Annotated in this window: 25 protein-coding genes; 11 read left to right on the top strand and 14 right to left on the bottom strand. The window is 71.2% G+C overall.

The features are described from left to right. Nucleotides 1-412 precede the first annotated feature (412 nt). From ACWEN6_RS25720 to ACWEN6_RS25710, 3 genes are read left to right on the top strand one after another with little or no spacing between them, the layout of a single operon-like run. Nucleotides 413-1366: an ABC transporter ATP-binding protein gene (locus ACWEN6_RS25720; RefSeq protein WP_452573484.1), complete on the top strand. Its 954-nt coding sequence runs from the start codon at nucleotides 413-415 to the stop codon at nucleotides 1364-1366. Continuing rightward, nucleotides 1363-2721, top strand: a complete 1359-nt coding sequence (locus tag ACWEN6_RS25715; RefSeq protein ID WP_452573482.1) for an ABC transporter permease — start codon at nucleotides 1363-1365, stop codon at nucleotides 2719-2721. Before ACWEN6_RS25720 ends, ACWEN6_RS25715 begins: the two co-directional genes overlap by 4 nt. 3 nt (nucleotides 2722-2724) lie before the next feature. Continuing rightward, the gene (locus ACWEN6_RS25710) at nucleotides 2725-5469 is read left to right on the top strand and encodes a bifunctional YncE family protein/alkaline phosphatase family protein (RefSeq protein WP_452573480.1); all 2745 of its coding nucleotides are present in this window, start codon (nucleotides 2725-2727) and stop codon (nucleotides 5467-5469) included. 107 nt (nucleotides 5470-5576) lie between these two features. On the opposite strand, the gene fmdA is transcribed toward ACWEN6_RS25710, so the two are convergent. The 4 genes from fmdA to ACWEN6_RS25690 all read right to left on the bottom strand — a co-directional run bounded on the left by fmdA (nucleotide 5577) and on the right by ACWEN6_RS25690 (nucleotide 8489). Further along, on the bottom strand, nucleotides 5577-6830 hold the full coding sequence (gene fmdA / locus ACWEN6_RS25705; RefSeq protein ID WP_452573478.1) for a formamidase: 1254 nt from the start codon (nucleotides 6828-6830) through the stop codon (nucleotides 5577-5579). A 36-nt stretch (nucleotides 6831-6866) separates the two neighbouring features. Then, nucleotides 6867-7148 (bottom strand): FmdB family zinc ribbon protein, encoded by a 282-nt coding sequence (locus ACWEN6_RS25700; RefSeq protein WP_452573476.1) that lies wholly within the window; start codon nucleotides 7146-7148, stop codon nucleotides 6867-6869. A gap of 86 nt (nucleotides 7149-7234) precedes the next feature. Then, nucleotides 7235-7465 carry a hypothetical protein gene (locus tag ACWEN6_RS25695; protein ID WP_452573474.1) on the bottom strand — a complete coding sequence of 77 codons (231 nt, stop codon included), beginning with the start codon at nucleotides 7463-7465 and terminating at the stop codon, nucleotides 7235-7237. 505 nt (nucleotides 7466-7970) lie between these two features. Further along, entirely contained in the window at nucleotides 7971-8489 is a 519-nt protein-coding gene (locus tag ACWEN6_RS25690) for a DUF4232 domain-containing protein (RefSeq protein ID WP_452573472.1), read from the bottom strand. 247 nt (nucleotides 8490-8736) lie between these two features. Here ACWEN6_RS25690 and ACWEN6_RS25685 point away from each other — a divergent pair, with 247 nt between their 5' ends. The 3 genes from ACWEN6_RS25685 to ACWEN6_RS25675 are packed head-to-tail and all read left to right on the top strand — an operon-like array spanning nucleotide 8737 to nucleotide 10426. Next, on the top strand, nucleotides 8737-9174 hold the full coding sequence (locus ACWEN6_RS25685; RefSeq protein ID WP_452573470.1) for a sigma factor: 438 nt from the start codon (nucleotides 8737-8739) through the stop codon (nucleotides 9172-9174). 5 nt (nucleotides 9175-9179) lie between these two features. After that, on the top strand, nucleotides 9180-9674 hold the full coding sequence (locus ACWEN6_RS25680) for a sigma-70 family RNA polymerase sigma factor (RefSeq protein ID WP_452573468.1): 495 nt from the start codon (nucleotides 9180-9182) through the stop codon (nucleotides 9672-9674). Next, nucleotides 9671-10426, top strand: a complete 756-nt coding sequence (locus tag ACWEN6_RS25675) for a hypothetical protein (protein ID WP_452573466.1) — start codon at nucleotides 9671-9673, stop codon at nucleotides 10424-10426. The genes ACWEN6_RS25680 and ACWEN6_RS25675 overlap by 4 nt, the downstream gene beginning before the upstream one ends. A gap of 99 nt (nucleotides 10427-10525) precedes the next feature. Here ACWEN6_RS25675 and ACWEN6_RS25670 read toward each other — a convergent pair whose 3' ends face one another. The 3 genes from ACWEN6_RS25670 to ACWEN6_RS25660 all read right to left on the bottom strand — a co-directional run bounded on the left by ACWEN6_RS25670 (nucleotide 10526) and on the right by ACWEN6_RS25660 (nucleotide 13198). Then, the gene (locus ACWEN6_RS25670) at nucleotides 10526-11269 is read right to left on the bottom strand and encodes an N-acetyltransferase (protein WP_452573464.1); all 744 of its coding nucleotides are present in this window, start codon (nucleotides 11267-11269) and stop codon (nucleotides 10526-10528) included. Between the two features lie 178 nt (nucleotides 11270-11447). After that, a complete protein-coding gene (locus tag ACWEN6_RS25665) occupies nucleotides 11448-11942 on the bottom strand; it encodes a glutathione peroxidase (protein WP_452573462.1) in 495 nt (164 codons plus the stop codon). Between the two features lie 26 nt (nucleotides 11943-11968). After that, on the bottom strand, nucleotides 11969-13198 hold the full coding sequence (locus ACWEN6_RS25660; RefSeq protein ID WP_452573460.1) for a helix-turn-helix domain-containing protein: 1230 nt from the start codon (nucleotides 13196-13198) through the stop codon (nucleotides 11969-11971). Nucleotides 13199-13371: 173 nt separating this feature from the next. On the opposite strand from ACWEN6_RS25660, the gene ACWEN6_RS25655 reads away from it, so the two are divergent. Then, nucleotides 13372-14415, top strand: a complete 1044-nt coding sequence (locus tag ACWEN6_RS25655; protein WP_452573458.1) for a hypothetical protein — start codon at nucleotides 13372-13374, stop codon at nucleotides 14413-14415. After that, nucleotides 14415-15527 carry a hypothetical protein gene (locus ACWEN6_RS25650; protein WP_452573456.1) on the top strand — a complete coding sequence of 371 codons (1113 nt, stop codon included), beginning with the start codon at nucleotides 14415-14417 and terminating at the stop codon, nucleotides 15525-15527. The genes ACWEN6_RS25655 and ACWEN6_RS25650 overlap by 1 nt, the downstream gene beginning before the upstream one ends. 8 nt (nucleotides 15528-15535) lie before the next feature. Here ACWEN6_RS25650 and ACWEN6_RS25645 read toward each other — a convergent pair whose 3' ends face one another. Beyond that, the gene (locus ACWEN6_RS25645; protein ID WP_452573454.1) at nucleotides 15536-16078 is read right to left on the bottom strand and encodes an NUDIX domain-containing protein; all 543 of its coding nucleotides are present in this window, start codon (nucleotides 16076-16078) and stop codon (nucleotides 15536-15538) included. Nucleotides 16079-16151: 73 nt separating this feature from the next. Between ACWEN6_RS25645 and ACWEN6_RS25640 the strand changes: the two genes are divergently transcribed. Continuing rightward, entirely contained in the window at nucleotides 16152-17003 is an 852-nt protein-coding gene (locus ACWEN6_RS25640) for a DUF72 domain-containing protein (RefSeq protein WP_452573452.1), read from the top strand. A gap of 27 nt (nucleotides 17004-17030) precedes the next feature. On the opposite strand, the gene ACWEN6_RS25635 is transcribed toward ACWEN6_RS25640, so the two are convergent. The 3 genes from ACWEN6_RS25635 to ACWEN6_RS25625 all read right to left on the bottom strand — a co-directional run bounded on the left by ACWEN6_RS25635 (nucleotide 17031) and on the right by ACWEN6_RS25625 (nucleotide 18988). Next, nucleotides 17031-17408: a barstar family protein gene (locus ACWEN6_RS25635; protein WP_354843946.1), complete on the bottom strand. Its 378-nt coding sequence runs from the start codon at nucleotides 17406-17408 to the stop codon at nucleotides 17031-17033. A gap of 8 nt (nucleotides 17409-17416) precedes the next feature. Then, the gene (locus ACWEN6_RS25630; protein WP_452573450.1) at nucleotides 17417-17830 is read right to left on the bottom strand and encodes a ribonuclease domain-containing protein; all 414 of its coding nucleotides are present in this window, start codon (nucleotides 17828-17830) and stop codon (nucleotides 17417-17419) included. Between the two features lie 375 nt (nucleotides 17831-18205). Next, nucleotides 18206-18988: an alpha/beta fold hydrolase gene (locus ACWEN6_RS25625; RefSeq protein WP_354843951.1), complete on the bottom strand. Its 783-nt coding sequence runs from the start codon at nucleotides 18986-18988 to the stop codon at nucleotides 18206-18208. A gap of 194 nt (nucleotides 18989-19182) precedes the next feature. Between ACWEN6_RS25625 and ACWEN6_RS25620 the strand changes: the two genes are divergently transcribed. Further along, entirely contained in the window at nucleotides 19183-19659 is a 477-nt protein-coding gene (locus tag ACWEN6_RS25620) for a hypothetical protein (RefSeq protein WP_452573448.1), read from the top strand. 109 nt (nucleotides 19660-19768) lie between these two features. Here the strand turns inward: ACWEN6_RS25620 and ACWEN6_RS25615 are convergent, their stop codons facing one another. The 3 genes from ACWEN6_RS25615 to ACWEN6_RS25605 form a co-directional block, all read right to left on the bottom strand. Then, nucleotides 19769-20311: a DinB family protein gene (locus tag ACWEN6_RS25615; RefSeq protein WP_452573446.1), complete on the bottom strand. Its 543-nt coding sequence runs from the start codon at nucleotides 20309-20311 to the stop codon at nucleotides 19769-19771. Nucleotides 20312-20372: 61 nt separating this feature from the next. Continuing rightward, entirely contained in the window at nucleotides 20373-20975 is a 603-nt protein-coding gene (locus ACWEN6_RS25610) for an ArsR/SmtB family transcription factor (RefSeq protein WP_452573444.1), read from the bottom strand. Between the two features lie 148 nt (nucleotides 20976-21123). Next, nucleotides 21124-21522, bottom strand: coding sequence for a hypothetical protein (locus ACWEN6_RS25605; protein WP_354843959.1), 399 nt, complete (start codon nucleotides 21520-21522; stop codon nucleotides 21124-21126). Nucleotides 21523-22011: 489 nt separating this feature from the next. On the opposite strand from ACWEN6_RS25605, the gene lpdA reads away from it, so the two are divergent. Beyond that, entirely contained in the window at nucleotides 22012-23412 is a 1401-nt protein-coding gene (gene lpdA / locus ACWEN6_RS25600) for a dihydrolipoyl dehydrogenase (protein WP_452573442.1), read from the top strand. Nucleotides 23413-23422 lie beyond the last annotated feature (10 nt).

The raw sequence follows: 23422 nt of genomic DNA, 5'->3' as shown, positions 1-23422 counted from the left end.
TGCTCGCTGGCGACGACGCTCACGTTAGGAGCCGGGCAAGGGGTCCATCTGCGTACGAATGCACACTCGGCCGCGAGCGTGCACAACGACACACAGGACAGCCGGAATCGCCGTTCACTGCGACGGAAAGCCCGTCGAGAGCCGGGCCGGTGTGACGATGCGGCCGTTCACCGCCGCGCGGCCGGTGTTGTCCCGTTCCGGACCGGCGACCTCCCCTCGCCATGGCGGGGAGGTCGTTGGCGGCCTTGACCAGGGCGATTACGCAGATCGCCGGATTGAGGCGGGTTTCGGTGGTTTATGGGGATATCGGCGGGTTGTGTGGGGTTTACGCAACGTTTGACTGTGCGCCGCTCCAAGGTCAACCGCGATCTCTAGGTTCAGGTGGCTGGGGATCAAGCCAAGGGAGACCGACATGCACAGCAGCCCCGCGGTCCGGGCGCGCGGGATCACCAAGTCCTTCGGTGAGGTGATCGCACTCGACGGCATCGACCTGGACGTGGCGAGCGGGCAGGTACACGGTCTGGTCGGCCCGAACGGCGCCGGTAAGACGACGCTCCTCGGTCTGCTGCTGGGCCTGGCGGTCGCCGACAGCGGTGGCCTTGAGATCCTGGGCACGCCGGTCGGCCGGACGCTCGCCGTCCCCGACGGCGTCGCGGGATTCGTGGACGGCCCCGGGCTCTATCCCTCGCTCACGGCTCGGCAGAACCTCTCGGCCCTGGCGTCCCTGCGCCGGCAGGAGTCCGGCGGCGCCGCCGGTGTGGACGACGCGCTGGAGCAGGTGGGACTCACCGACGTCGCCGACGACCGTGTCCGGGGCTTCTCGCTCGGGATGCGCCAGCGGCTCGGACTGGCCGCCGCGCTGCTCACCAAGCCACGACTGCTCGTTCTCGACGAGCCCGCCAACGGCCTGGACCCCGCGGGCAAGCAGCACGTGCACCGCGTCATCACCGGACTGGCCGAGGACGGGGCCGCCGTGGTCCTGTCCAGCCACCGGATGGACGACCTCGCCGTGCTGTGCTCGGAGGTCACCATCCTCGCCACCGGCCGCGTCGTCTTCACCGGGCCGGTGGGCAGGCTCGCCGCCGAGAGCGGCGAGCTGGACTACCGGCTGGTCACCTCCGACCCGGAGGCCGCTCGCCGGCTGGCGGCACAGGCGCCCGGGCTCCGCGTCGTGCCCGGCCGCGACCTCGGCCAACGGGCGGACGCCGCCGACGTCGTCGTCCGCGGGCCGGTGACGGCTCTGGACGAACTGGTCGTCCGGCTGGTGGGAGCCGGCGTGGCGCTCCGTGAGCTCGGACCCGTGGTGGCGCCCCTGGAGGCCGCGTTCCTGGCCCTGACCGGCGCCGGACGGCAGGACGCGCGATGACCACGACAACCCTCACCCCACCCCGCGCCGGCGCGCACCCGGCGCCGGTGAGGCGCGCCTACCGGTTCGAGCTGGTCAAGCTGCTCTCGCAGTGGCGGATCCGCCTGCTGCTCGCGGCCTGCTGGATCGGCCCGGCGGCCTTCGTGGCCGCGGTGAGCCTGCAGAGCACGCTGCCCGCCGACACGGTCTTCGGCCGATGGATGAACGCGACCGGCTGGGCCGGGGCGCTGGTCGTGCTGGACTTCTCGTGCAGCTGGGCGCTGCCGCTGCTGACGGCGCTGGTCGCCGGCGACGTCTTCGCCGCCGAGGACCGGCTGGGCACCTGGCGCCATCTCCTGGTGGCGGTGCGTTCCCCGCGGCGGATCTTCGTGGCCAAGACCCTGGCCAGCCTCACCGTGATCCTGCTGCTGGTGGCCGGACTGGCCGCGTCGGGCATCGCCGGCGGCCTGGCCGCGGTGGGCGGCCGGCAGCTCGCCGGCCTGGACGGCCATCTCCTGGCGCCGGCGGACGCGGCCGGCACGGTCCTGCTCGCGTGGGCCTGCGCGCTGGCGCCGACGCTGGCGTTCGCCGCGGTCGGCCTGCTCGGCTCGGTGGCCCTGGGCCGCTCTCCGATGGGGCTGCTGGTGCCCGCGCTGCTCGCCTTCGCGCTGCAGCTCGCGCAGTTGCTCCCGCTGCCGGTGGCCGTGCGGCTGGCCCTGCCGAGCAACGCCTTCATCGCCTGGCGCGGGCTGTTCACCGACCCGGCGCAGACGGGTCCCCTGCTCATGGGCCTCGCGGTGAGCCTGGTGTGGGCGGTCACCGCCACCGCGCTGGCCTACCGCCTGTTCCTGCGCCGCGACTTCACCGACCTGACCTACGACGGCTCCGGCCGGCAGGTCCTGGTGGCGGCGGTCCTGCCGCTGGCCGCGCTGGTGGCCCTGACCGTCGGCGTGGTGGCCGTCGCGACCCCGGCCACCGGCTCGGGGATCGGGAAGGCGAAGCTGCAGGACTCGCTCGCCACGGCGTTCGCCCACCTCTACCGGCTGCAGACGCGGGAGCTCAATCGTCCCGATGTCACCGAGGCGCGGTTGGGGGCCACCGCATCCTGCGACAAGGGCGGCTCCCGGGTGCTGGACGAGGGGCCGGGCAACGACTGGCGGTGTGTCGTGTCCTGGCACCTCCCCGGCACGACCGCCGTGGGGTCGGCCATCTACCAGCTCGACGTCACCGCGGACGGGCGGTACGTCGCCGATGGAGACGGACCCAAGGAGGTCAACGGCTTTTTCCAGGTGCGTACTCCGGCCGGAGACGCGCCCAACCCCCTGTGGCAGTTCGACGGGAACGTCGACCTGCTTGCCGGCACCCCGAAGGAATGATTCATGCACGTCCAACGCCAGCGCGTGGAGAAGGCCCGTTTCGGTCTCTCCGGCCGGCGCACCGGCCGCTTTCTCGCGGTGGGCACCGCCGCCCTCGTCGTCGTCAGCGGTGGCATGGCCTATGCCTCCACTGAGATGTTCGGCACCGACCAGGTCGGCCAGACCACCGGCAAGGGTCTGGTCGTCTCCGGCGCCCAGTACCTCGACCCGATCGGCGAGCGCCTCGTCATCGACAACGGCAAGATCATGTCGTCCACGGTCAGCCCGGACGGCACCCACCTGGCTGCCAACATCACCGACGGCGGGATGGCGCTCGTCATCGTCGACCTGAAGAACTGGAAGGTGCAGCAGCTCGTCGGCAACAACGCGGCGGCGAACCTGCGCATCAGCGGCAACGACGTGGGCCAGGAAGGCCCCACGTACTCGCCCGACGGTTCGCAGCTGTGGCTGGGCCGGGCCGACGGGTTCACCAGGTTCACGGTGAACGCGGACGGCAGCCTCGCCAACCCCGTCAACCTCACCATCGCCGCGCAGGGCTCGAAGCGCGCGCTGGTGGGTGAGCCGGTGTTCTCCGCCGACGGCAAGACGGTGTACGTCGCCGTCAACGGCCAGAACCGGGTGGTCGCCCTGGACGCGGCGACCGGGGCCGTCCAGCGGAGCTGGGCCGTGGGCAACGCCCCTCGTGACCTGGTCGCGGTCGGGAACAAGCTCTACGTGAGCAACGAGGGGGGACGTCCGGCCAACCCCGGCGAGACGACGATCAACTCCTACGGCACCCAGGTGCCGGCCGATCCGAAGACCGGCGCCGCCACCACCGGCACGGTCAGCGTCATCGACCTCGCCGACCCGAGCGCCGCCGTCGCGAGCATCGAGACCGGTCTGCACCCGACCGCCCTGTACGCCAAGAACGGGGCGTTGTTCGTCACCAACACCGCCACGAACGACGTGTCGGTCATCGACACGGCCCGCGACGAGGTCGTCCAGACGATCGCCACCCAGCCGTGGCCGGAGTCCCAGGTCGGCTACGAGCCCGACGCGGTGACGCTCACCGACGACGGCCACCTGCTGGTCACCCTCGGACGCGCCAACGCGGTCGCCGTCTACCGGTACACCTCGCCGCAGGAGCCGGTCAGCTACGTCGGCCTGCTCCCGACGGACTACTTCCCCGCGGAGATCACCACCATCGGCGACCAGGTGCTGGTCTCCAACACCCGTGGCATCGACGCTCGCCGCCCCACCACCGCCGCCGGGCACGGCACCCACGACACCACCTCCAGCCTGCAGCGGTTCACGCTGCCGGACGACAGGCGGATCGCCGAGTACACGGCCAAGGTCTTCGCCCAGAACGGCTGGGGTGAGAACGACCTGAAGGTCGCGCACGGCAACAAGCAGAAGGCCGAGGCGGTCCCGAAGCGGCTGGGCGACCCCTCGACGATCAAGCACGTCTTCCTGATCGTCAAGGAGAACCGGACCTACGACCAGGTCCTCGGCGACCTCCCGCAGGGCAACGGCGACCCGGCGCTGGCCCAGTACGGCGACAACGTGACGCCGAACCAGCACGCGCTGGCCAAGCAGTTCGGGCTGTACGACAACACCTACGACATCGGCACCAACTCCGCCGAGGGCCACAACTGGCTGATGCAGGCCGACAACCCGGAGTACACCGAGTCCTCGGCCGGTGAGTACCTGCGCAGCTACGACACCGAGGACGACGCGCTCGGCCACCAGCGGACCGGCTTCATCTGGAGCGGCGCGCAGGCGGCGGGCGACTCCGTGCGGAACTTCGGCGAGTTCCACCAGTTCCTCACCAAGCCGGCCGGCGCGACCTGGCAGAACCTGTACTGCGACACCAAGAACATGGAGGCGACGGGGCAGGACACCACCTACACCCTGAACTCCTCCTCTCCGATCCCGTCGCTCAACGACGTGTCGGTGCACGGCTTCCCGAAGTTCGACACCAGCGTCCCGGACATCTACCGGTACCAGATCTGGAAGCGTGACTTCGAGGCCAACGGCCCGGCGAACCTGAACATGTTCTGGCTCTCCAGCGACCACACCGGCGGTCCGGTGAACGGCGCCGCTCAGGTCGCCGACAACGACCTGGCGGTCGGCAAGATCGTGGACACCATCTCGCACAGCCCGTACTGGAAGGACTCCGCGATCTTCGTGGTCGAGGACGACTCCCAGGCCGGCACCGACCACGTCGACGGCCACCGCGCCCCGATCCAGATCATCAGCCCGTGGGCCCAGCACGGCACGGTGGACAGCCACTACTACACGCAGATCAACATGATCCGCACCATCGAGCAGATACTCGGGATCCACCCGATGAACCAGAAGGACACCGCCGCCACCCCGATGAGCCGGGCCTTCACCAAGAAGCCCGACTACAGGCCCTTCACCTTCCTGCCGAACCGCACGTCGCTGACCTTGGGTCTGTCGGCGGCGAACCTGCCGTCCTGCGGTGCGGACACCCCAGCGCCGCAGAACCCGAGCGCCGCGGCCGCGCCGACGGCGAAGGTGCCGGCGGACCAGAAGGAGGTCGCGGCGAAGTGGGCGGCCTGGAAGTCGCGGCAGCCGTTCAGCGGGCCCGCCGCCCGGGCCGACTCCGTCAGCCCGGTGCAGATGGACCACTTCTCGTGGTACGAGGCGCACGACTTCAGCAAGCCCTACCCGGGTGAGACGAAGTTCTACGCGCCGGACCAGGTGCCGGGCGCGGCCATTCCGTCGTCGGAGAACGACGGCTGACCTCCGGGCACCTCACGCGACGGCCCGCCGTGATCGCGGCGGGCCGTCGCCTGTGTCGCGCTCGTCGGTGGACAGGGCCCGGGTGAGCCGGTGCGCCGTCCGCGGGTTCACTCGAAGCGGGCGTGCGGCGCCGCGCCCCGGGGGGTGCGGACCGGGCCGGACGCGCCCGGACGGACGTCGAAGTCGAAGATCGCGGTGGGCAGGTAGACGGTGGCGCAGGAGTTGGGGATGTCCACCACCCCCGACAGCCGGCCCTCGATCGGTGCGGCGCCGAGCAGCAGGTACGCCTGCTCGGGGTGGTAGCCGAAGGCCGTCAGGTAGTCGATCGCGTGCAGGCAGGCCCGCTGGTAGGCCAGGTGCGAGTCCAGATAGCGCTGCTCGCCGTCCAGGGTGACCGACACCCCGGAGAACGCGAGCCACTCGCTGTACTGCGGGGCGGTGCGGCCCGGCATGAAGATGGTGTTCTCGCCGACCCCGTACGTCCGCATGCCGTCCTTGAGCAGCTCGACCCGCAGGTCGACGAAGCCGCCCATCTCGATGGCGCCGCAGAAGGTGATCTCGCCATCGCCCTGGGAGAAGTGCAGGTCGCCGACCGACAGGTTCGCTCCGGGCACGAACACCGGATAGAACACCCGCGAGCCCTTGGTCAGGTTCTTGATGTCCTGGTTGCCGCCGTTCTCTCTCGGAGGCGCGGTGCGGGCGGCCTCGGCCGCGATCCGGTCGAAGTCGGACCGGGGCACCGAGCCGAGGACGGCGTCCCGGGGCTCGGGAGGCAGGGCCAGCGGCGGCACTCTTCGCGGGTCGGTGGCTCTCAGTGCCCCCTCGCGGGCGTTCCACCTGGACAGCAGCGCCGCCGACGGCGCCGTGCCCATGAGCCCAGGATGGACGATGCCGGTGAACGACACCGCGGGGACGTGGCGCGATGTAGCGGTCTGCCCGGAGAAATCCCAGATCGCCTTGTAAGCGTCGGGGAACTGCTCGGTGAGGAAACCGCCGCCGTTCTCGGTCGCGAAGATGCCGGTGTAGCCCCAGCCCTGACCGGCCAGTGGGCCGCTGTCCTCCTGCGGGATGGGGCCGAGGTCGAGGATGTCCACGACCAGCAGGTCGCCCGGCTCCGCTCCCTCGACCCCGAACGGGCCGCTGAGCGCGTGCACCGTCGTCAGCGGGGCGTCACGGATGTCCTGCGCGGAGTCGTCGTTGTGGATGGCGCCGTCGAACCACTCCCGGCAGTGGACCCGGAAGCCGTCGCCGGGCTTGACCCACGCCACCGGCGGGATCTCGGGGTGCCAGCGGTTGTGGCCGATCTTGGCCTGGTCGGTGAACCTCTTGTCCGAGTCGAGCGGGAAGATCAACTCTGGCACGGCTGGGCTCCTTTCGGCGCTGCGCGACCGGGACGGTCACGGCCGCGGCAGGCGGCCGGCGGCGGGATGCAGGGCCACCGCGCCTCTGGGGCGGCGCCCCGGCAGGGAGGTGACGACTTCGGGCTCGGAGGCCCTGCGCTCGGCCCGCCGCATGTGAGCCGACACGGCGGCCCGGGTGCGCACCAGCGTCGGCGCCGAGAACGCCCGGGCCGACGCCGCTCCGCAGCCGGGGCAGGACACCTCCGCCGGTGCGGTGCCGATCGGAAAAGTGACCTCGACCTCGCGGCAATGCGGACAGTTATAGCCATATGTCGCCATAGCTCACGTCCGTGGATGCGTGGGCGGCCCCGTCGGGCGATGCTCCGCAGAGCCGCCGTCGCCGTGACGGCCGATCGCCGATGCGGCTACTCCCCGTCGCCGCTGTCACCGCCGCCGCAATACTGCTGGTCCCACCGAGCGGTCCTGTAGCTGTAGCAGTAGTAGCAGCCGTCGTCCCTCCACTTGCACAGGTCGGAGGAGGAGGGGGCGCGGTGTCCGGCCGATGCGCAGACGCTTGGACTGGACGCCTGGGCGGCGCCGGTGGCGACGAGCGTGGAGGCCGCCAGCGCGGCGGCGAAGAGGAGACGTTTGAGCATCAGAGATCACTCCCTGAGGTGAGAGCCGAGCCCGGATGGCGGGATGACCGGCGCCGGCTCCGGGTCTCGGGACACGCCGATGCGGCGCTGAACATCACCCACACTAATCCCGATATCTGGCGAAATCGCCCAGGCGGCGGCAAATATCGCTTTTGGCGGATGGCCGCGTGAACGCGATACCTCGAATGCGTCAGAGGAATACGGCATCGCGCCTCCGAGGGTGTCTGGGCGCCTTCCACCAGGGGAACCGTGTCTCCGGCGGAAGTCCGGACGGCGATTCCCCGGGGAATTCAAAGCGGCGCCACAGGGGCGGAAAATGCCGGACGGGAAAGCGGCGGAATCGTTGGCGTGGTACTGGGAGGAAACAGGAAGAACCAGAGGGGACGACGCCCTCGGACGGGAAGACCTGTCCGGCCTGCCGGACGGCCTCCCGCCCGGACCACGCCGACGTCCGGCCACGCCGCCTGGGGCGCCGGCCGGGCCTCGGGTGGCGTGGGCGGTCCGGTCAGCGGAAGGGGGTGACGTCGACGCGGCCGTCGTCGCAGACGTCCGCCTTGAAGGGGATCTCCAGGTGGGCGACCTCGTCGGGCGGGATGATCATGAGGCGGGCGGCCGGCTGGCAGGCCTTCTCGGCGCCCACCTTCATGACCGTCCAGTGCAGCCGTGCCCGCCCCTGGCCGCCGGGCCGCAGGGTGACCCGGTGCGGGGTGACGCTCTCCCTGCGGGTCCTGGTCCGCAGGGCGTCCCCCTTGCCGTCGATCATGACAAGCCCGACGAAGCCGTAGACCCAGCACGTCTTGGCCGAGGTGTTGGTGAACACGAGCGGCGCGTACCGCTGGCCGGCTCCGGCGTCGACCCGTCCGACGCTCGCCTTGAGCTGGGTCGTACGGCACCGCGCGACGGCGGACTCGCCGGCGGTGGCGGACTTCGAGACGGTGGTGGCCCTCGTGGCGGCCTGGGCCTGTACGCCCGAGCCGGCGACCGCCGCGAGCAGGGCGGCCGTCAGGACAAGTGGTGTGCGCATCTTCACACCAGATTGGACGCACGTTGCGGCCGACTTGTTGGCCGTCAAGCCGAGACCGGTGCCGCGACCGGCTGTGTGCTCGGTCACTGTGTCGCAGGTCACATCGGGGGCGTGTCACGTGCGGGCGGGCGGCTCGCGTCTCGGGGTGGTCGGCACGAGCAGAAAGGCGGCGGCGCATTAAGAAGATGCCCGCCTCGGGCGCCTCCTGGCCGCGCGGCGGCCGCTTCACCCGCACTCGGGGCGTGCGATGACGCACCTGCACGCCGACCAGCAGGTGTTCGACGAGCATCGCAACCTGCCGTTCTCGGTGGCCTACCGTCTGCTCGGCGCCGAGGACGCCGTGCAGGACGCCTGGATCAAATGGTCGGCCGCCGGTCGCTCGCAGGTGGCCGACCCCAAGGCGTACCTGGCGCGCATCGTGTCGAATCTGGCGATGGAACGGTTGCGCTCGACCCGGCGCCGGCGCGAGACCTATGTGGGGCTCCCGGAACCCCTGCTGACCAGCGGCGACACCGCCGACGACGTCGCGGGCGCCGATTCGGTGTCGATGGCCATGCTGGTGGTGCTGGAGACGCTACCGCCCGCGACCTCGGCACGGCCCGATAGCCGCGCCCGTGCCCGCACAGGGCACAGGTCGGAGCGGGACGCGAAGCAGGTAAGCGTCCGGGCGGGCTGGTGCGTATAGGGGACGTGGAGCATCTGGATTTCGAGCAGTTCTACGGGGAGAACCGGGATGCCTGCCTTCGTGCGGTGCTGGCCGCCACCGGCGACCGGCAGCTGGCGGAGGACCTGGTCGCCGAGGCGTTCACCCGCGCGTGGACGTCCTGGCGCAAGGTGAGCAGGCATCCGGCGCCGAACGCCTGGATCGTCCGCGTGGCGCTCAACACCCGGGTCACCTGGTGGCGGCGCCGCCGTCACGAGGTCACGCTGACCGATCACGAAGCCGTGGATCCCGCGGGGGCGGACGTGGCCGGCGTGGACCCCGCTCTGCTGGTGGCGCTACGGCGCCTGCCACGGCGGCAGCGGGAGGTGGTGGCGCTGCGCGTGTTCCTCGATCTGGACACCGAGACCACCGCCGGCGCGCTGGGGATCGCTCCAGGAACCGTGACCGCACATCTGTCGCGCGCCGTCGCGGCCATGCGCGGTCATCTCGCACCAGTCAACAGCCAGGAGGGCGAACGATGAACGACAACGACGTGCTCGACGCGGTACGGGACTCGATGGCCGGGGTGCACATGCGCACGCCGGTGCAGAAGGTCGTGGCGGCGGGCCGGGCGCGCCGCCGCCGCAGGATCGCGGGGGCCGCCGGCGGCGCCGCGCTGGCGGCCGGCCTCGCGCTGACGCCCGTGCTCGACAACCCGCAGGTGAACGCGCCGCCACTCGCGTCCGGCAACCAGGTGCACGTGCACCTGGCCGCGTTCTCCGTCGACAGCAACCCCGACGGCACGGTCACCGTGAAGATGACCAAGCGGCAGTCACTGGACCCGGCGACCATGGAGCGGACCCTGGCCCAGGCCGGCATCCCCGCCCAGATCACGATCAACAAGTGGTGTGAGCCGTCGGACCATTCGCAGAACCTGGACAAGGACTTCAGGAAGGTCCTGCATGACGGGCGCCAGCCCAACGGGGAACCCGTCATGATCTTCACGCCCTCGGCGATGCCCCCGGCGACCAAGCTGGTCATCGGCATGCGGACCGAGGACTACCAGCCCGAATCCACCAGCCGGGTCGCGGTCTCGATGGTCCTGGTGCCCAACGACGCTCCGCTGACCTGCACCACGGACGTCCCGAAGGGCCCGCCGCGCGACCCCAGGCACGGAGGCAAGCCCACGGGCAAGCCGGACCAGGCCGACCCGAACAACGACCCCAAGACCGACCCCAAGAACGACCCCGATCTCACTGAGAAGCAGAAGCTGAAGACGGAGTACAAGGGCTAGATCGTCAGGGATCCCCGCCGCGACGGCAGGGCCGGGTGACCTCCCTCCCCGGGGTCGCCCGGCCCTGCTTCTCTCACGTCCCGGAACCGATGACGGCGGCTAGGGGAGCCGGTGGCGCACCCAGACGTTGGGCTCGACGTAGACGGCGTGGCCGTGGTCGGCGTCGCAGTGGACGGGCACCAGCGCGCCCGGGACCGCCACCTCGCCGGAGTCGTCGAAAGCAAGGCCCGTCCAGCCTCGCCACTCCTCCAAGGTGCCCGGCACCACCATGGATCGCCGGGCGACCTTCTCGATGACGCCGCCGGCCCGCACGTGGACCCGCAGCCAGGGGTCGGCCGGCAGGCCGTCCTCTCTGCGCAGGGCGGCGTAGTCCGCCATCGGGGTGCGCGGCTGGAGGTGCTTGCCGCTGGGGCGCACCGGAGCGAAGAGTTCGCCGAAGCCGAGGCGTGCCGCCTGGTCGCGCAGCGCGCCGAGCATGACCGCCGACAGGCCCTTCCCCTGCATGTCGGGCCTGATCGTGATCTCCAGCGCCGAGATCGCGTCGGGCGCCCGCCCGCGGCGCCGCGCCCTGGCCGCGCGCCACAGCACGCCGTCCCAGCCGTCGTCGGGCAGTTCGTCGCCTTCGAGCAGGAAGGGCGCCGAGAAGGCGCGCGCCACGAGCTCGCCCGGCTGGTCGCGGTCCTCGGCGACCAGCGCGAACTCCGCGTACTCGGCGCCGACCACCGGGTAGAACAGGTTGGCGACCGGGTCCTCCTTCATGAAGACCGGCCAGCTGTCGGGCATCGCCCATAATCGGGGCTCCAACTCGGGGCGCTCCGCGAGCGTGGTGATGCGCAGGTCCATGACCCGATTGTCCCCACGCGGCCATGCGCCGCCAAGAGGCCGTGCGGGTCCGGTTCCGCCCGCACGACCGGCGGCGGTGCCGCGGATCCGGACCGATGGCCACCTGCGGTGAGCGGGGGTGGCCATTTCCGTTCATACGGCGTCGGAAGTCCGTTTCACCCGCCGCCGGAACCTGGACTCAGTTCTGTCCGATCGTCTTCTCGATGGCCTCGATGACCGATGGGTCCTCGGGTTCGACGCGCGGGCGGAACCGCGCGACGACGGCGCCGTCGCGGTCGAGCAGGAACTTCTCGAAGTTCCACTGGACGTCGCCCGCGTCGCCCGAGGCGTCCGGGGTCTCCACCAGGGACGTGTAGAGCGGGTGGCGGTCATCGCCGTTGACGTCGAGCTTCTCCAGCAGGGGGAAGTCCACGCCGTAGGTCGTGACGCAGAAGTCCTGGATCTGCTCGGACGACCCCGGCTCCTGTCCGGCGAACTGGTTGCAGGGAACGCCGACGACCGTGAAACCACGCTCGCCGAAGCGCTGCTGGAGCCGGACCAGGCCGGCGTACTGAGGGGTGAGACCGCATTTCGACGCGACGTTGACCACCAGGGTCACCGCGTCGCCGGTCAGCTCCGCCAGCGTGGTCGGCGCATCGGCAAGGGTGCGCACCGGAATATCCCGAGGAGTCATGGGGCAACTCTAGACACGCTCGTTCCTCAGTCCGGCAGAGGGATCGCGGTCGCGGTCGCGGTGCGGGAGGCGGCGGTCTCGGGGGCGACGGCGTCGTCGCGGAGGTTGACCGGACGGTAGGCGTGGAACTGGGAGCCCGCGGTGAGCCCGTCCTTGACCACGCGGTGGTCGGTGCCGTAGCCGGCGCGCTGCTGGTAGGCCCAGTAGGAGGTGTGCGCGGCGTCGGCCCACTTGTCGAAGATGACCACCGCGCGCGCGGTGTTGCCGCCCACCGGATCGATCACCAGGTCGCCCCGGCGCAGCTCGGCCATCTTGATGGGACGGCTGTAGGCACGCGAGGCCAGGCTGATGGTGTTCGGGCCCGGCCGGGGCAGCCCGAGCGCCATGGAGACGTAGCCGGAGCCGTCGGTCCGGTACCCCTCGTATGTCTTGAACTGGCTGTAGGGGACGCGCCGAGCGGTGGCCGGGCGCCAGCCGCCCGCACGGGCGATCATCGCCGTCCGGGCGATGACGGGCGGCGGACTCACTGTTCCGCCCGCCGCTCCCGTGGTGCGCGCGGTGCTCGGCGTGGCCGTGGGCCGCGCCTCGCCGCCCGCGTCGCCGCCGAGGGCCGAGATGGCGAGCACCACGCCGGCGGTCATGCCCACGACCAGGCCCGCCGCCGCACCGACCAGGAACCGCCGCCTCAGTCGTTCCGCCGGCCCGCGCGGTGCCACCGCGCCAGGCGCCTGCCCGGCATCCCGGACGGCCTGACCCTCGATGACCCGGGTCTCCAGAGCCGTGGTCGCGCCGGCGGATGTCTCCGGGTCCGGCGACCCGTTGCTCAGGGGGCCGGGGTGAGCCGGGTCCAGGGCGGTGGCTGTGTCGGTGGCTGTGTCGGTGGCGCGGGCGGTGTCGGTGGCTGTGTCGGTGGCGCGGGCGGTGTCGGTGGCGGCGTCGGCGGGCGGGTCCCATTCCGCCGAGCGTCGCGCCTGGTCGGCCGACTCCCACAGTTCGCGGAAGCGACGCCCGTCCGCACGGCACAGCCGGGCGAGCCCCTCCACGGCGTCCAGCGGGATCCACGTCTCCCCGGAGAGCCATCGCCCCCAGGACGACCGGCTCGCGTGGGTGGCCTGTTCCAGCGCCCGCAGGTCGAGTCCCGCCCGTTCCTTGAGCGCTCGCAGCTCCCGCAGCAGCACGCGGGTCGGCTCGGGGAGATCGTCGGGGAGCGGGCGCAGCCGTCGGCTCCGGCTCGGGTTTCCGGTTCCATTCGCCACGGTGGTTCGTCCCAACCTTGTCCCAGCGGTCTGAGTCATCGCAGGTCATGTCGACACCTAGGCGGCTATTGTCCCAACTTCACCAATTTCACGAAGCGTTTCAGGAATTTCCTGTCAGCGTGTGTGCTCGGCCGGCCAACCGAACGATCAAACGGCAGGGACAAGGAGAGCACATGCCCTCGGACCGAAGCTTAAGGATCACGGCGGGACACCTGGCACTCATCACCGTGGTCACCTGCGGCGGCCTCGCCCCCGCGGCGGCGGCGCACGCGGCGTCCCCCACCCCCGGCGTCCCGGCCGCGGTGGTGGGCACCGGCACCACCGCGGTGCCCGAACTCGCGGCCGCCGCGGCCGCCGCGCCGATCACCCGCTCGCAGGTGATCGCCCGCGCCAAGACGTGGAATCCCCACACCTCCAAGCGGGTGCCCTACAGCCAGACCAAGACGCACGGCGGCTACCGGACCGACTGCTCCGGCTACGCCTCCATGGCGCTGGGCCTGGCCAAGCCGGGACCGATCACCGTGGGGCTCGCCAAGAGCGCCTACACCCGCCGCATCCAGATGTCGGAGCTGCGCAGAGGCGACCTGGTGATCGACGCGATCGGCTCCAACACCACCCGCCATGTGGTGATCTTCGACAAGTGGGCCAACTCGGCGCACAGCTCCTACTACGCCTACGAACAGCGCGGCCATTACGGGACCGACTACCGCACGCGCACCTACGGCCTGTCGTCGGGAAGCGAGTACAAGCCCTACCGCCCGCTGAACATCCGCGAGGACGCGCCGCCGCCGCCCCCTCCCACGGTCACCCGCGCGCAGGTGATCGCCCGGGCCATGTCCTGGAACCCGGGGACCGTGAAGCGGGTGCCCTACAGCCAGGCCAAGCAGTACGGCGGCTACCGGACCGACGGCTCCGGCTACGTGTCGATGACGCTGGGACTGCCCAAGCCCGGACCGCTCACCACCGCCCTGGCCTCCAGCGTCTACAGCCGTCCCATCGCGATGGCGCAGTTGCTCCAAGGCGACCTGGTGATCGATCCGGTGGGCGGCAACACCGCGCGCGCGGTGGTCATCTTCGACAAGTGGGCCGACGCCGCGCACACCTCTTACTGGGCCTACCAGCAGCGCGCCGGCTACGGCACCGACCACCGCGTGGTCAAGGACGGGCTCACCGCGGGCTCCCAGTTCCACGCCTACCGTCCCACGAGGATCCGCTAGTGCCCAGGCCACACCTGATGCGCAGGACGCGCCCGCGTGCCGGATCGTCCCGGCACGCGGGGGGCCGCGCGGCGGGCGCCGGGACGGCGGTCCTGCTCGCGGCGGCGATGGCGGTGACCGCTCCCGGCACACCCGCGCGGGCCGCCGCCGTCTCGACCACGCGGGCCGCCGTCCTGACCGCGCGAGCCGCCATTTCGACCACGCGGGCCGCCGTCTCGACCGCGCCCTGCGGGGGCGCGGCGGTGACGGCGGGGGACGCGGACCTGGCCGCGCGGCTCGACACCCGGATGACGATGAAGATGCGCGGGTACCTGGACGGCTACCGCGTCACCTGCGCCCGGGCGGTCGTCGCGGCCGTCCGCGCCCGCGGGCTGCCCCGTGAGGCCGCGGTGATCGCCGTCACCACGGCCATCGTCGAGTCGGGCGTGCGGAACATCGACCGCGAGGTCGACCACGACAGCCTGGGCGTGTTCCAGCAGCGGGCCACGTGGGGCACCGCCGCCCAGCGGCTGGACGTTGCGTGGGCGACCGGCGCGTTCCTGGACAAGATGCTGCGCAAGTACCCCGACGGCTCGTGGCGCTCGGCGGTGGTGGGCGAGGTCTGCCAGCGCGTCCAGGTCTCGAAGTACCCGGAGCGGTACCAGCCGCAGGCGGCGGACGCGCGGCTGATCGTCGGGGAGCTGTGGCCGGTCCCCGGCCTGACGCCGGCGCAGGTCATCGCCAGGGCCCTGACCTGGAACCCCGGGACCGTGAAACGGGTGCCCTACAGCCAGGTCAAGCGGTACGGCGGCTACCGGACCGACGGCTCGGGCTACGCCGCGATGGCGCTGCGGCTCGGCGGCCCCGGCCCCGACTCGCGGGGGCTGGTCTCGGCCCGCTACAGCACGCGCGTCGCGGTGGCCGCGCTGCGGCCCGGCGACCTGGTCATCAGGGCCGCCGGCCCGGCCGCCGGCCGGCAGGTGATCATCTTCGAACGGTGGGCGGACGCCCGGCACACCTCGTACTGGGCCTACCAGCAGCGTCGTGGCTACGGCACCGACCACCGGCGGCTGAGCGACGGCATCTCCCCGGCGGCCGGCTTCCTGGCCTACCGCCCGCACGCCGTCCGCTGATCGGCCCGTCAGGCGCGCTCGTGGAGCAGGAGCAGGGTGTAGGCGGCCACGGAGGAGGAGTCGGTGACGGCGCCGGTGAGGATCATGTGCTCGAACTCCGCGCGGGAGACCCAGCGCTGGCGCATGTCCTGCTCGCTGTGCTCCCGCTCGGCCTGCCCCTCGGTGAGCCCGGTGGCCAGGTACACGTGCAGGCCCTGGTCGGTCATGCCGTGGGCGTTGTCCAGGCGGCCGATGTGCCGCAGGTCGGCGGCCCGCAGGCCCGTCTCCTCCGCCAGCTCCCTGCGGGCCTCCTCCTCGCGGGTGGTGGCCTGCGCGGAGCCCTGCGGGAAGCTCCACGAGCGGCGGCCGATCGGGTAGCGATACTCCTCGACCAGGTGGAAGCCGTCGTCCTCCTGCGGGACGACGAGCACGAAGTCGGGCCGGACGACGTACCCGTACAGGCCGGGGGAGCCGTCGGGATGCTCGATGGCGTCCTCGCGCACCGTCATCCACCGGTTGCTGTAGACGACCTTGGAGGACACCTGCCGCACCACGGCGTGCGCGTCGGTCATGACGCCGCATCCTACCCGGGCCGTCCCTCCGAGGCAGGCGGCCGAGGACGGTCCGTAGGGGTAGCGTCGGAGCATGCGGCTTCATGTGGGATGCGCGATGTGGACGCACACGCCGTGGCAGGGACGATATCTCCCCCACCCGCTCGCCCCCGGCGAGCGCCTGCGGGCGTACGCGACCTGGTGCGACGCGGTGGAGGGCAACACCACGTTCTACGCGACGCCGGCGCGGAGCACCGTGGAGTCGTGGGCGCGGCAGACCGGCCCCGACTTCCGCTTCGTGGTCAAGCTGCCCAAGTCGATCACGCACGAGCGCCGGCTGTCCGGCGCGGAGGAGGAGCTGCGCGCCTTCCTCGCGGCGATCGAGCCTCTCGGGCCGCGTGCCCACGCGCTGTGGATCCAGCTGCCCGGGTCCTTCGCCCCCGGCGACACCGGCGCACTCGCGGGCTTCCTGCGCGGGCTTCCCGGCGGGTACCGCTACGCCGTCGAGGTGCGCCACCGCGCGTTCTTCGACGACGCGCGGTCGGCGGGGCTGCTCGAACGGGTGCTGTCGGGGGCCGGGGCCGAGTGGGTGCCCTTCGACACCACGGTCCTGTTCCAGAGCCCTCCGAGCAGCGACGCCGAACGGGAGGCGTGGACGAGGAAACCGCGGGTCCCGCGCCGGACGGCCGCGCTCACCGACCGCCCGATCGTCCGCTACCTGGGCCGGGACGACGCGGCCCGCACGGTGGAGGGGTGGCGGCCGTGGGTGGCCACGGTGGCGGAATGGCTGCGCGAGGGCCGTTCGCCGACGGTGTTCGTGCACACCCCCGACAACGCCGACGCGCTGATGCTCGCCCGCCGCTTCCACGACGACGTGCGCGCCCAGGTGCCGACCCTGGAGCCGCTCCCCGACCCGCTGCCGGCCGAGCCGCTGACCCTGTTCTAGCGGGTCGTCCCAGCGCCTCGCCGCGGCTCAGGTGAGGGCGGCGGACAGGCGGTCGCGCAGCGCGGCCTCGTGGGCCGGGTCGGTGCGCAGGGTCACGGTGAGCCCGTCGCCGGCGGCCCCGGCCAGGACGTCGAGCAGGGTGGCGAGCTGCGCGGGCGGTTCGGCGGCGAGCAGGTCCTCGGCGTGCTCCACGGTCAGGGCGACCGGCCCGGAGCCGGTGGCGTCGCGCAGGGAGTCGGCGAAGGCGTCCCAGTTGCGGCCGAAGTAGCCGGGGAAGCGCAGGACCCGCGCCGCCTCCTCGAAGAGGGCGGCGCGGGTGCGGCACGCGCTCCCGTCGACGACCGCCGGCGCCGGGCCGGTGGACACCGTCAGCCATCGGGGCAGCGGACGTTCGGCGGGTGTCATGGGTAGTCCTAGAGCCGGTGGAAGTCGGTGTAGTGGTTGGGCGAGAACCAGGTCACGCCGGTGCTGCGGTTGACGACGATGCGGTAGGCGTCACGGGCGGCGCCCTTCGCGCGGGAGTACACGTCGTACTCGTAGTAGGTCGCGCCGCTGGGGAGCTGCCCCTCGCGGTTGTAGAAGCGCCCGCCAGTGTAGTTGTAGCGGCCGTCCGGCCAGGAGTACCAGCCGCTGGTGGTGGGGTAGCCCTTGGAGGCCCAGATCGAGTCGGCCGAGCGCGCGTCCGCGCAGCGGGAGATGGTGCAGGAGCCGTAGACCGACGCGTCGGCGGGGGTGATGCCGACCAGGCCGGTCAGGGAGACGAGGGCGGCGAGTACGACGGTCAGCCGTGCCGGCCAGAAAGGTCGCGGGCGTTGCAGGGTGTGCACGTGGCCTCCTTGCGGGGGGATGCGCGAACGGACCCTGTAATGATCACCGACAAATGCTGTCAAATAACGACAACGGTCGCCGAAAGCCGAATGAACTCTTCGTAGCCTTCGCCGTCGCGGATGGCCGGTTCCCCGTCCACACCGGTCAGGCGAGGTGCACGGCGGTGGCGAGCGACCGCCGGCGGGCCGCACGCCGCCGAGGGCACGCAGATCGTGCGTGATGATCCGAGGGTACGCAGATCGTGCGTGAAGCCCTGGCGGCGCCGAGGGCACGCAGGTCATGCGTGGTGATCCCTGGACGACCGGCGCTTCCACCGCCCGGCTCGCGACGAGGGGGCGGCGCGGACGCCGCCCCCTCGCCGTGCTCACGGCCGGTCATGCCGAGTAGAAGTCCGCCAGTTCGGCGCTGAGGACCTTGGTGTCGAGCTGGCCGTGCGCCATGCCGTCCAGGGTGGCCAGCCGCGAGTCGGGCAGGACCGCGTCGACCGCGCGCGCCGCGTCCTGCATGCGCGGGGAGCTCTCGGCCCCGACCAGCACCAGCGTGGGAACGGTGACGGAGGCGAAGCGCTCGGCGGGCACCGGTCCGGGGCCGACGATGGCGGCCTCGTAGGCCAGGGTGTGGGCGACGTCCTCCATGCCGGCCCAGAACGGCTGCTCGCGCAGCTGCCCGATCATCTCGGCGGGGACGTCGGCGCCCTTGACCATGAACAGCTCGACCGCGTCGCCGCGGCGGCCGGCGCGCACCAGGTCGCTGATCTCCTTCTCGCTGGGCAGGGCGGCACGGCTGCCGTCGGTGACGTACGGCGGCTCGAACACCACCAGCTTGCTGATCTTGGATCCGGCGTGCGCGGCCTCCAGGGCCAGGGCGCCGCCGGAGGAGCCGCCGAACACCAGGGCCGAGCCGCCGGCCTCCTCGATGAGGGCGTCGAGGTCCTCGATCTCGCGCCGCACGGCGTAGGGCTCGGTGTCACCGCTGTCGCCGCGGCCGCGGCGGTCGTAGTTGAACACGGTGAACCGGGAGGACAGCTCCTCGGCGACCGCCACGAACAGGGGGTTGGTCCGCTCGGCGAAGCCGCCGCCGACCAGGATGACCGCGGGCCCGGTGCCAGAGCGGTCGTAGGCGATGGTGGTGCCGTCTGCCGACGTGACCTTCTGCATTGTGATCACTCTTTCCATGGACGTCATCCGGTCGGATGCGGGTGGGTGCGCGTTCGGGTTGGAGGCGGTGGTCCCGTTTCCGCGGTCACCGCCCGTCGCACTTCCTACGGTGCCACCGAAAACTAAAGTTGTCAAGAACAAAGATGTCTTCGGCGCGTGCCGTCATCGCGCGCCGAGGTGATATACCGGCCGTCATGACCGAGAGCCTGGTCGCGCGGCCCTACGAGGACGCCGATCTGCCCCGGCTGCTGGAGACCTTCGCAGACTGGGTCGCCCAGGCCGGACGTTGCGGATACGACCACGTCGGCGAGCTGCCGCACCGTATCTACGAGAACCTTCGTGGCCGTCGCCCGGTGGGCGAGCTGGTGCGGGTGTGGCGGGACGGCGCTGACATCGCCGGGCTCGCGATCACCCTGCGCTTCGGCGCCGCTTTCGACGTGTTCGCCGCGCCCCGGCTGCGGGGCACGCCCGCGGAGTCCTGGATGCTGTGGGACGCGTACGAGACGACGGCCCGGTACATGGACGACGGCGCTCACGACGGCGCTCACGACGGCGCTCACGACGGCGCTCACGTGCTGACCGACGTGTTCGCACGCGAGCTGTACCGCTCGCTCGGCTTCGCCAAGCGGCACGAGACCCACGGTTACCGCCGCCCAGTCCCCGGCCGGTGAGACCCCCCGTGGGATTGAGACGAAGCCGTCCCGGCCGGTGAGACGAAGCCGTCCGGCCGGTCGGACGCGTGCTCCTGGGGCCGGCCGGTGGGCGTGGGGCGGAGGCGGCCTAGAAGCCCGTGGCTCCGTCGATGCGCTCGCGGAGCAGGTCGGCGTGGCCGTTGTGCCGGGCGTACTCGGCGATCGTGTCGACGAGGATGCGGCGCAGCGAGACGGGCTCGCCGGTCGAGCGGCGTGTGCCGGTCGCCTCCAGGGAGGCCGCCTCGACGATGCGGCGGGAGTGGGCGCACTCGGCGCGCCAGACCTCCAGCGCCTCGGCGGGATCGCCGTCGAGGGAGCCGAAATCCTGGTCGGGATCGTCGTCGGAGTAGTAGAGCATCGGGACGTCCTCGCCGGCGAACTGCAGGCGGAACCACCAGCGCTCGACCGCGGCGAGATGGCGGATCAGACCGTGCAAACTCATCGCGGACGGCGGGACGCTCCTGTCGGACAGCCGCTCGGCCGGGAGCCCGGAGCACTTGAGCTCGAAGGTGTGGCGATGCCAGTCGAGATAGGAGGTGAGGATCTCGCGCTCGTCGCCCACCAGGGGAGGGTCTGCGCGGGAGCCGTCGCCCCAGGACGGCGAGAAGTTCTCGGCGGGGATCTGAGTCATGGCTCCGCAGCATGCCAGGCGGGGCCGACAGTCTCGGCCCCGCCCGCCGCGCTCAGAACCCTCAGGACTCCGCCGTGCCGGTGCCCGGTCTGGTGCTCGGGTGGACGGCCACAATGACCCGGTGGTCGCGCCCGCCTGCGGCCCCCTCGTCGTGGTACTTGCCCACCAGCGTGGTGACCGCCTCGGCCAGTTCGCGGGCGAACGCGGCGCGGTCGGCGGCCGAGGCGAAGCGGATCTCGCCGTCGATGGCGAAGGTCGCGACCTTCTGGCGCGCCTTGGCCGCCCCGGTGATCAGCTGCCCGACGTCGCGCACCAGCCGGGAGGCCACCGCCAGCAGCCACCGCGCCGACATCTGGTCGGGCGAGCGCGCCGGGTCGGGGGCGACGGCGGCCAGCGCCACGGGCGAGATCACGTAGGACGCCGCGGTGGCGCGCATGATGCGCTCGGTCACGTTGCCCTTGCGCCGCTCTTCGACCAGCTCGACCAGCCCGTACCGCTCAAGGGTCTTGAGGTGGTAGTTCACCTTCTGCCGCGGCAGGCCGACCTTGGCCGCCAGCGTGGTGGCCGACCCGGGGACGGCCAGCTCGGCCAGCAGACGGACCCGCACCGGATCGAGCGAGACCTCGGCCGCCGCCGGATCCTCGATGACCGCTACATCCAACATGACTACACGGTCTCAGCCGAAAGTATTAGTTGTCAAGACGCAGTAAGTTGTCGGACCGATATCCGGGAAATGACCTGGACGTCACGCCCTTCCGGACCGTGGCCTGGCGGCGGGGCCACGGTCCGCGGGGCGGCCGGCGCTCGCCCGGTCAGGGAACCTGGGGCAGCGTCGAGGTGGTCGTGGTCGGCGTGGAGGTGGCGGTGGCGCTGACCGGCGTGCCGGTCGAGTTCGGGAAGATCAGGCGGATGTTGATCGCCTGGGCCTGGCGGTTGACGTTGGCGCTGCGGCTGAGGCTGCGATTCAGGTGGCGGGCCCAGTTGCGCGCCCAGCTGCGGGCGAAGGTCCGGTTCCAGTTGCGCGCCCAGTTGCGGTTCCAGTTGCGGTTACGGTGACGGGACCAGTCCCGGTAATCTCCTCCGCCCCCCTTGGTGATGGTGGTCGCCGCGTTCGCGCCGGTGATCGTGGTCGCGGCCCCCAGGCCGAGCATGCCCCCGGTGAGCGCTGCGCAGATCGTCAGCGTGCTCACGAACTTCTTGGCGTTGGGCATTGCGTATCCCCCTTGGACGACTTCGGGTGCTTGAAGGGTGCATTCAGCGGCATCGCGGTGAATGCTGTGGTGACTCAGTGAGTCTCGCTACTTGTCTGTTTTCCTCGGGCGACGTCGGACAAACGAATAACCGCCACTTTTGCGATGTGCTTAATCTCTTGTTGTGGTCTTCGGTTCCATATTTCCCGACTTCAGCGGACTTGCTCGTCTTGATCTTGCTATAACTCGGCATCCTCGACGGCCCGTGCGCCCGCCGCTCGAACCGCTATTTCGGGGAACCTGGCCCTTAATCCTCATAAGGGCGTTTCCCGCTTAGTGTCCGTTGCATACGGAAGAAGGATGCTTTCTCGCGCGGAAAGCCACGACTGGTAATTGCGCGGAGAAGTACCTGGATATCGGGACAAGGGCTGTCATGTCCGTCAGGTCGGATCTCTGAGCCCATGGACCCCGGTGCGGCAGCACGCGCCGGTACCACATATGGTCCGGTGCATGACTGCTCATTATGACGTCGTGGTGGTCGGAGCCGGCCCCGGTGGGTATGTCGCGGCCATCCGGGCCGCCCAGCTCGGCCTTAGCGCGGCCGTCGTCGAAGAACGCTATTGGGGCGGTGTCTGCCTCAACGTGGGCTGCATCCCCTCCAAGGCGCTGCTGCGCAACGCCGAGCTCGCCCACCTGTTCACCCAGGAGGCCAAGACCTTCGGCATCCACGTGGAAGGCAAGGTCACCTTCGACTACGGCGAGGCGTTCAAGCGCAGCCGCAAGGTCGCCGACGGACGCGTCAAGGGCGTCCACTTCCTGATGAAGAAGAACGGCATCACCGAGTACGACGGCCGGGGGACCTTCACCGACCCCCACACGCTGCAGGTGGCCCGTTCGGACGGCGGCGCCGAGACCGTGACGTTCGACCACTGCATCATCGCGACGGGCGCGACGACGCGGCTGCTCCCGGGCACCTCCGTCAGCGACCGGGTCGTCACCTACGAGGAGCAGATCCTCAGTGACGTCCTCCCTGAGAGCATCGTCATCGCGGGCGCCGGCGCCATCGGCGTCGAGTTCGCCTACGTCCTGCGCAACTACGGGGTCAAGGTGACGATCGTCGAGTTCCTCGACCGCATCGTGCCCCTGGAGGACGAGGAGGTCTCGGCCGAGCTGGCGCGCAGGTACAAGCGGCTCGGCATCGAGGTGCTCACCTCCACCCGGGTGGAGGACATCGACGAGTCCGGCGAAAAGGTCAAGGTCACGGTGTCGAGCGGCGGCGAGCGGCGCACGCTCGAGGCCGACAAGGTGATGCAGGCCATCGGCTTCCAGCCGCGCGTCGAGGGCTACGGGCTGGAGAACACCGGCGTGCGCCTCACCGAGCGCGGCGCCATCGACATCGACGGGCTGTGCCGCACGAGCGTGCCGCACATCTTCGCCATCGGGGACGTCACCGCCAAGCTCATGCTGGCGCACGCGGCCGAGTCCATGGGCATCGTCGCCGCAGAGACCATCGCCGAGGCCGAGACGATGGAGCTCGACTACGTCATGATCCCGCGCGCCACCTACTGCCAGCCGCAGATCGCCAGCTTCGGGTTCACCGAGGCCCAGGCGCGCGAGAAGGGCTTCGAGGTCAAGGTGGCGAAGTTCCCCTTCACCGCCAACGGCAAGGCGCACGGGCTCGGGGACGCCGTGGGGTTCGTCAAGATCCTCAGTGACGCCCGGTACGGAGAGCTGCTCGGCGCGCACCTGATCGGCCCCGAGGTCACCGAGCTGCTGCCGGAGCTGACCCTGGCCCAGCAGTGGGACCTCACCGTCAACGAGGTGGCGCGCAACGTGCACGCCCACCCGACGCTCGGCGAGGCGGTGAAGGAGGCGATCCACGGGCTGGCGGGCCACATGATCAACATGTGATCCCCGGGAC

The sequence above is a fragment of the Sphaerisporangium sp. NPDC004334 genome, from assembly GCF_053602655.1.
This window is presented reverse-complemented; position numbering and strand designations above follow the sequence as displayed.

What these genes read in the sequence shown, in the direction of transcription:
- ACWEN6_RS25610 (WP_452573444.1), bottom strand. Translation starts at nt 20,975, where the DNA reads ATGTTGGATGTAGCGGTCATCGAGGATCCGGCGGCGGCCGAGGTCTCG.
- ACWEN6_RS25665 (WP_452573462.1), bottom strand. Translation starts at nt 11,942, where the DNA reads ATGACTCCTCGGGATATTCCGGTGCGCACCCTTGCCGATGCGCCGACC.
- ACWEN6_RS25670 (WP_452573464.1), bottom strand. Translation starts at nt 11,269, where the DNA reads ATGGACCTGCGCATCACCACGCTCGCGGAGCGCCCCGAGTTGGAGCCC.
- lpdA (WP_452573442.1), top strand. Translation starts at nt 22,012, where the DNA reads ATGACTGCTCATTATGACGTCGTGGTGGTCGGAGCCGGCCCCGGTGGG.
- ACWEN6_RS25695 (WP_452573474.1), bottom strand. Translation starts at nt 7,465, where the DNA reads ATGCTCAAACGTCTCCTCTTCGCCGCCGCGCTGGCGGCCTCCACGCTC.
- ACWEN6_RS25685 (WP_452573470.1), top strand. Translation starts at nt 8,737, where the DNA reads ATGACGCACCTGCACGCCGACCAGCAGGTGTTCGACGAGCATCGCAAC.
- ACWEN6_RS25640 (WP_452573452.1), top strand. Translation starts at nt 16,152, where the DNA reads ATGCGGCTTCATGTGGGATGCGCGATGTGGACGCACACGCCGTGGCAG.
- ACWEN6_RS25675 (WP_452573466.1), top strand. Translation starts at nt 9,671, where the DNA reads ATGAACGACAACGACGTGCTCGACGCGGTACGGGACTCGATGGCCGGG.
- ACWEN6_RS25625 (WP_354843951.1), bottom strand. Translation starts at nt 18,988, where the DNA reads ATGCAGAAGGTCACGTCGGCAGACGGCACCACCATCGCCTACGACCGC.
- ACWEN6_RS25700 (WP_452573476.1), bottom strand. Translation starts at nt 7,148, where the DNA reads ATGGCGACATATGGCTATAACTGTCCGCATTGCCGCGAGGTCGAGGTC.
- ACWEN6_RS25620 (WP_452573448.1), top strand. Translation starts at nt 19,183, where the DNA reads ATGACCGAGAGCCTGGTCGCGCGGCCCTACGAGGACGCCGATCTGCCC.
- ACWEN6_RS25690 (WP_452573472.1), bottom strand. Translation starts at nt 8,489, where the DNA reads ATGCGCACACCACTTGTCCTGACGGCCGCCCTGCTCGCGGCGGTCGCC.
- ACWEN6_RS25645 (WP_452573454.1), bottom strand. Translation starts at nt 16,078, where the DNA reads ATGACCGACGCGCACGCCGTGGTGCGGCAGGTGTCCTCCAAGGTCGTC.
- ACWEN6_RS25720 (WP_452573484.1), top strand. Translation starts at nt 413, where the DNA reads ATGCACAGCAGCCCCGCGGTCCGGGCGCGCGGGATCACCAAGTCCTTC.
- ACWEN6_RS25605 (WP_354843959.1), bottom strand. Translation starts at nt 21,522, where the DNA reads ATGCCCAACGCCAAGAAGTTCGTGAGCACGCTGACGATCTGCGCAGCG.
- ACWEN6_RS25615 (WP_452573446.1), bottom strand. Translation starts at nt 20,311, where the DNA reads ATGACTCAGATCCCCGCCGAGAACTTCTCGCCGTCCTGGGGCGACGGC.
- ACWEN6_RS25655 (WP_452573458.1), top strand. Translation starts at nt 13,372, where the DNA reads ATGCCCTCGGACCGAAGCTTAAGGATCACGGCGGGACACCTGGCACTC.
- ACWEN6_RS25710 (WP_452573480.1), top strand. Translation starts at nt 2,725, where the DNA reads ATGCACGTCCAACGCCAGCGCGTGGAGAAGGCCCGTTTCGGTCTCTCC.
- ACWEN6_RS25635 (WP_354843946.1), bottom strand. Translation starts at nt 17,408, where the DNA reads ATGACACCCGCCGAACGTCCGCTGCCCCGATGGCTGACGGTGTCCACC.
- ACWEN6_RS25715 (WP_452573482.1), top strand. Translation starts at nt 1,363, where the DNA reads ATGACCACGACAACCCTCACCCCACCCCGCGCCGGCGCGCACCCGGCG.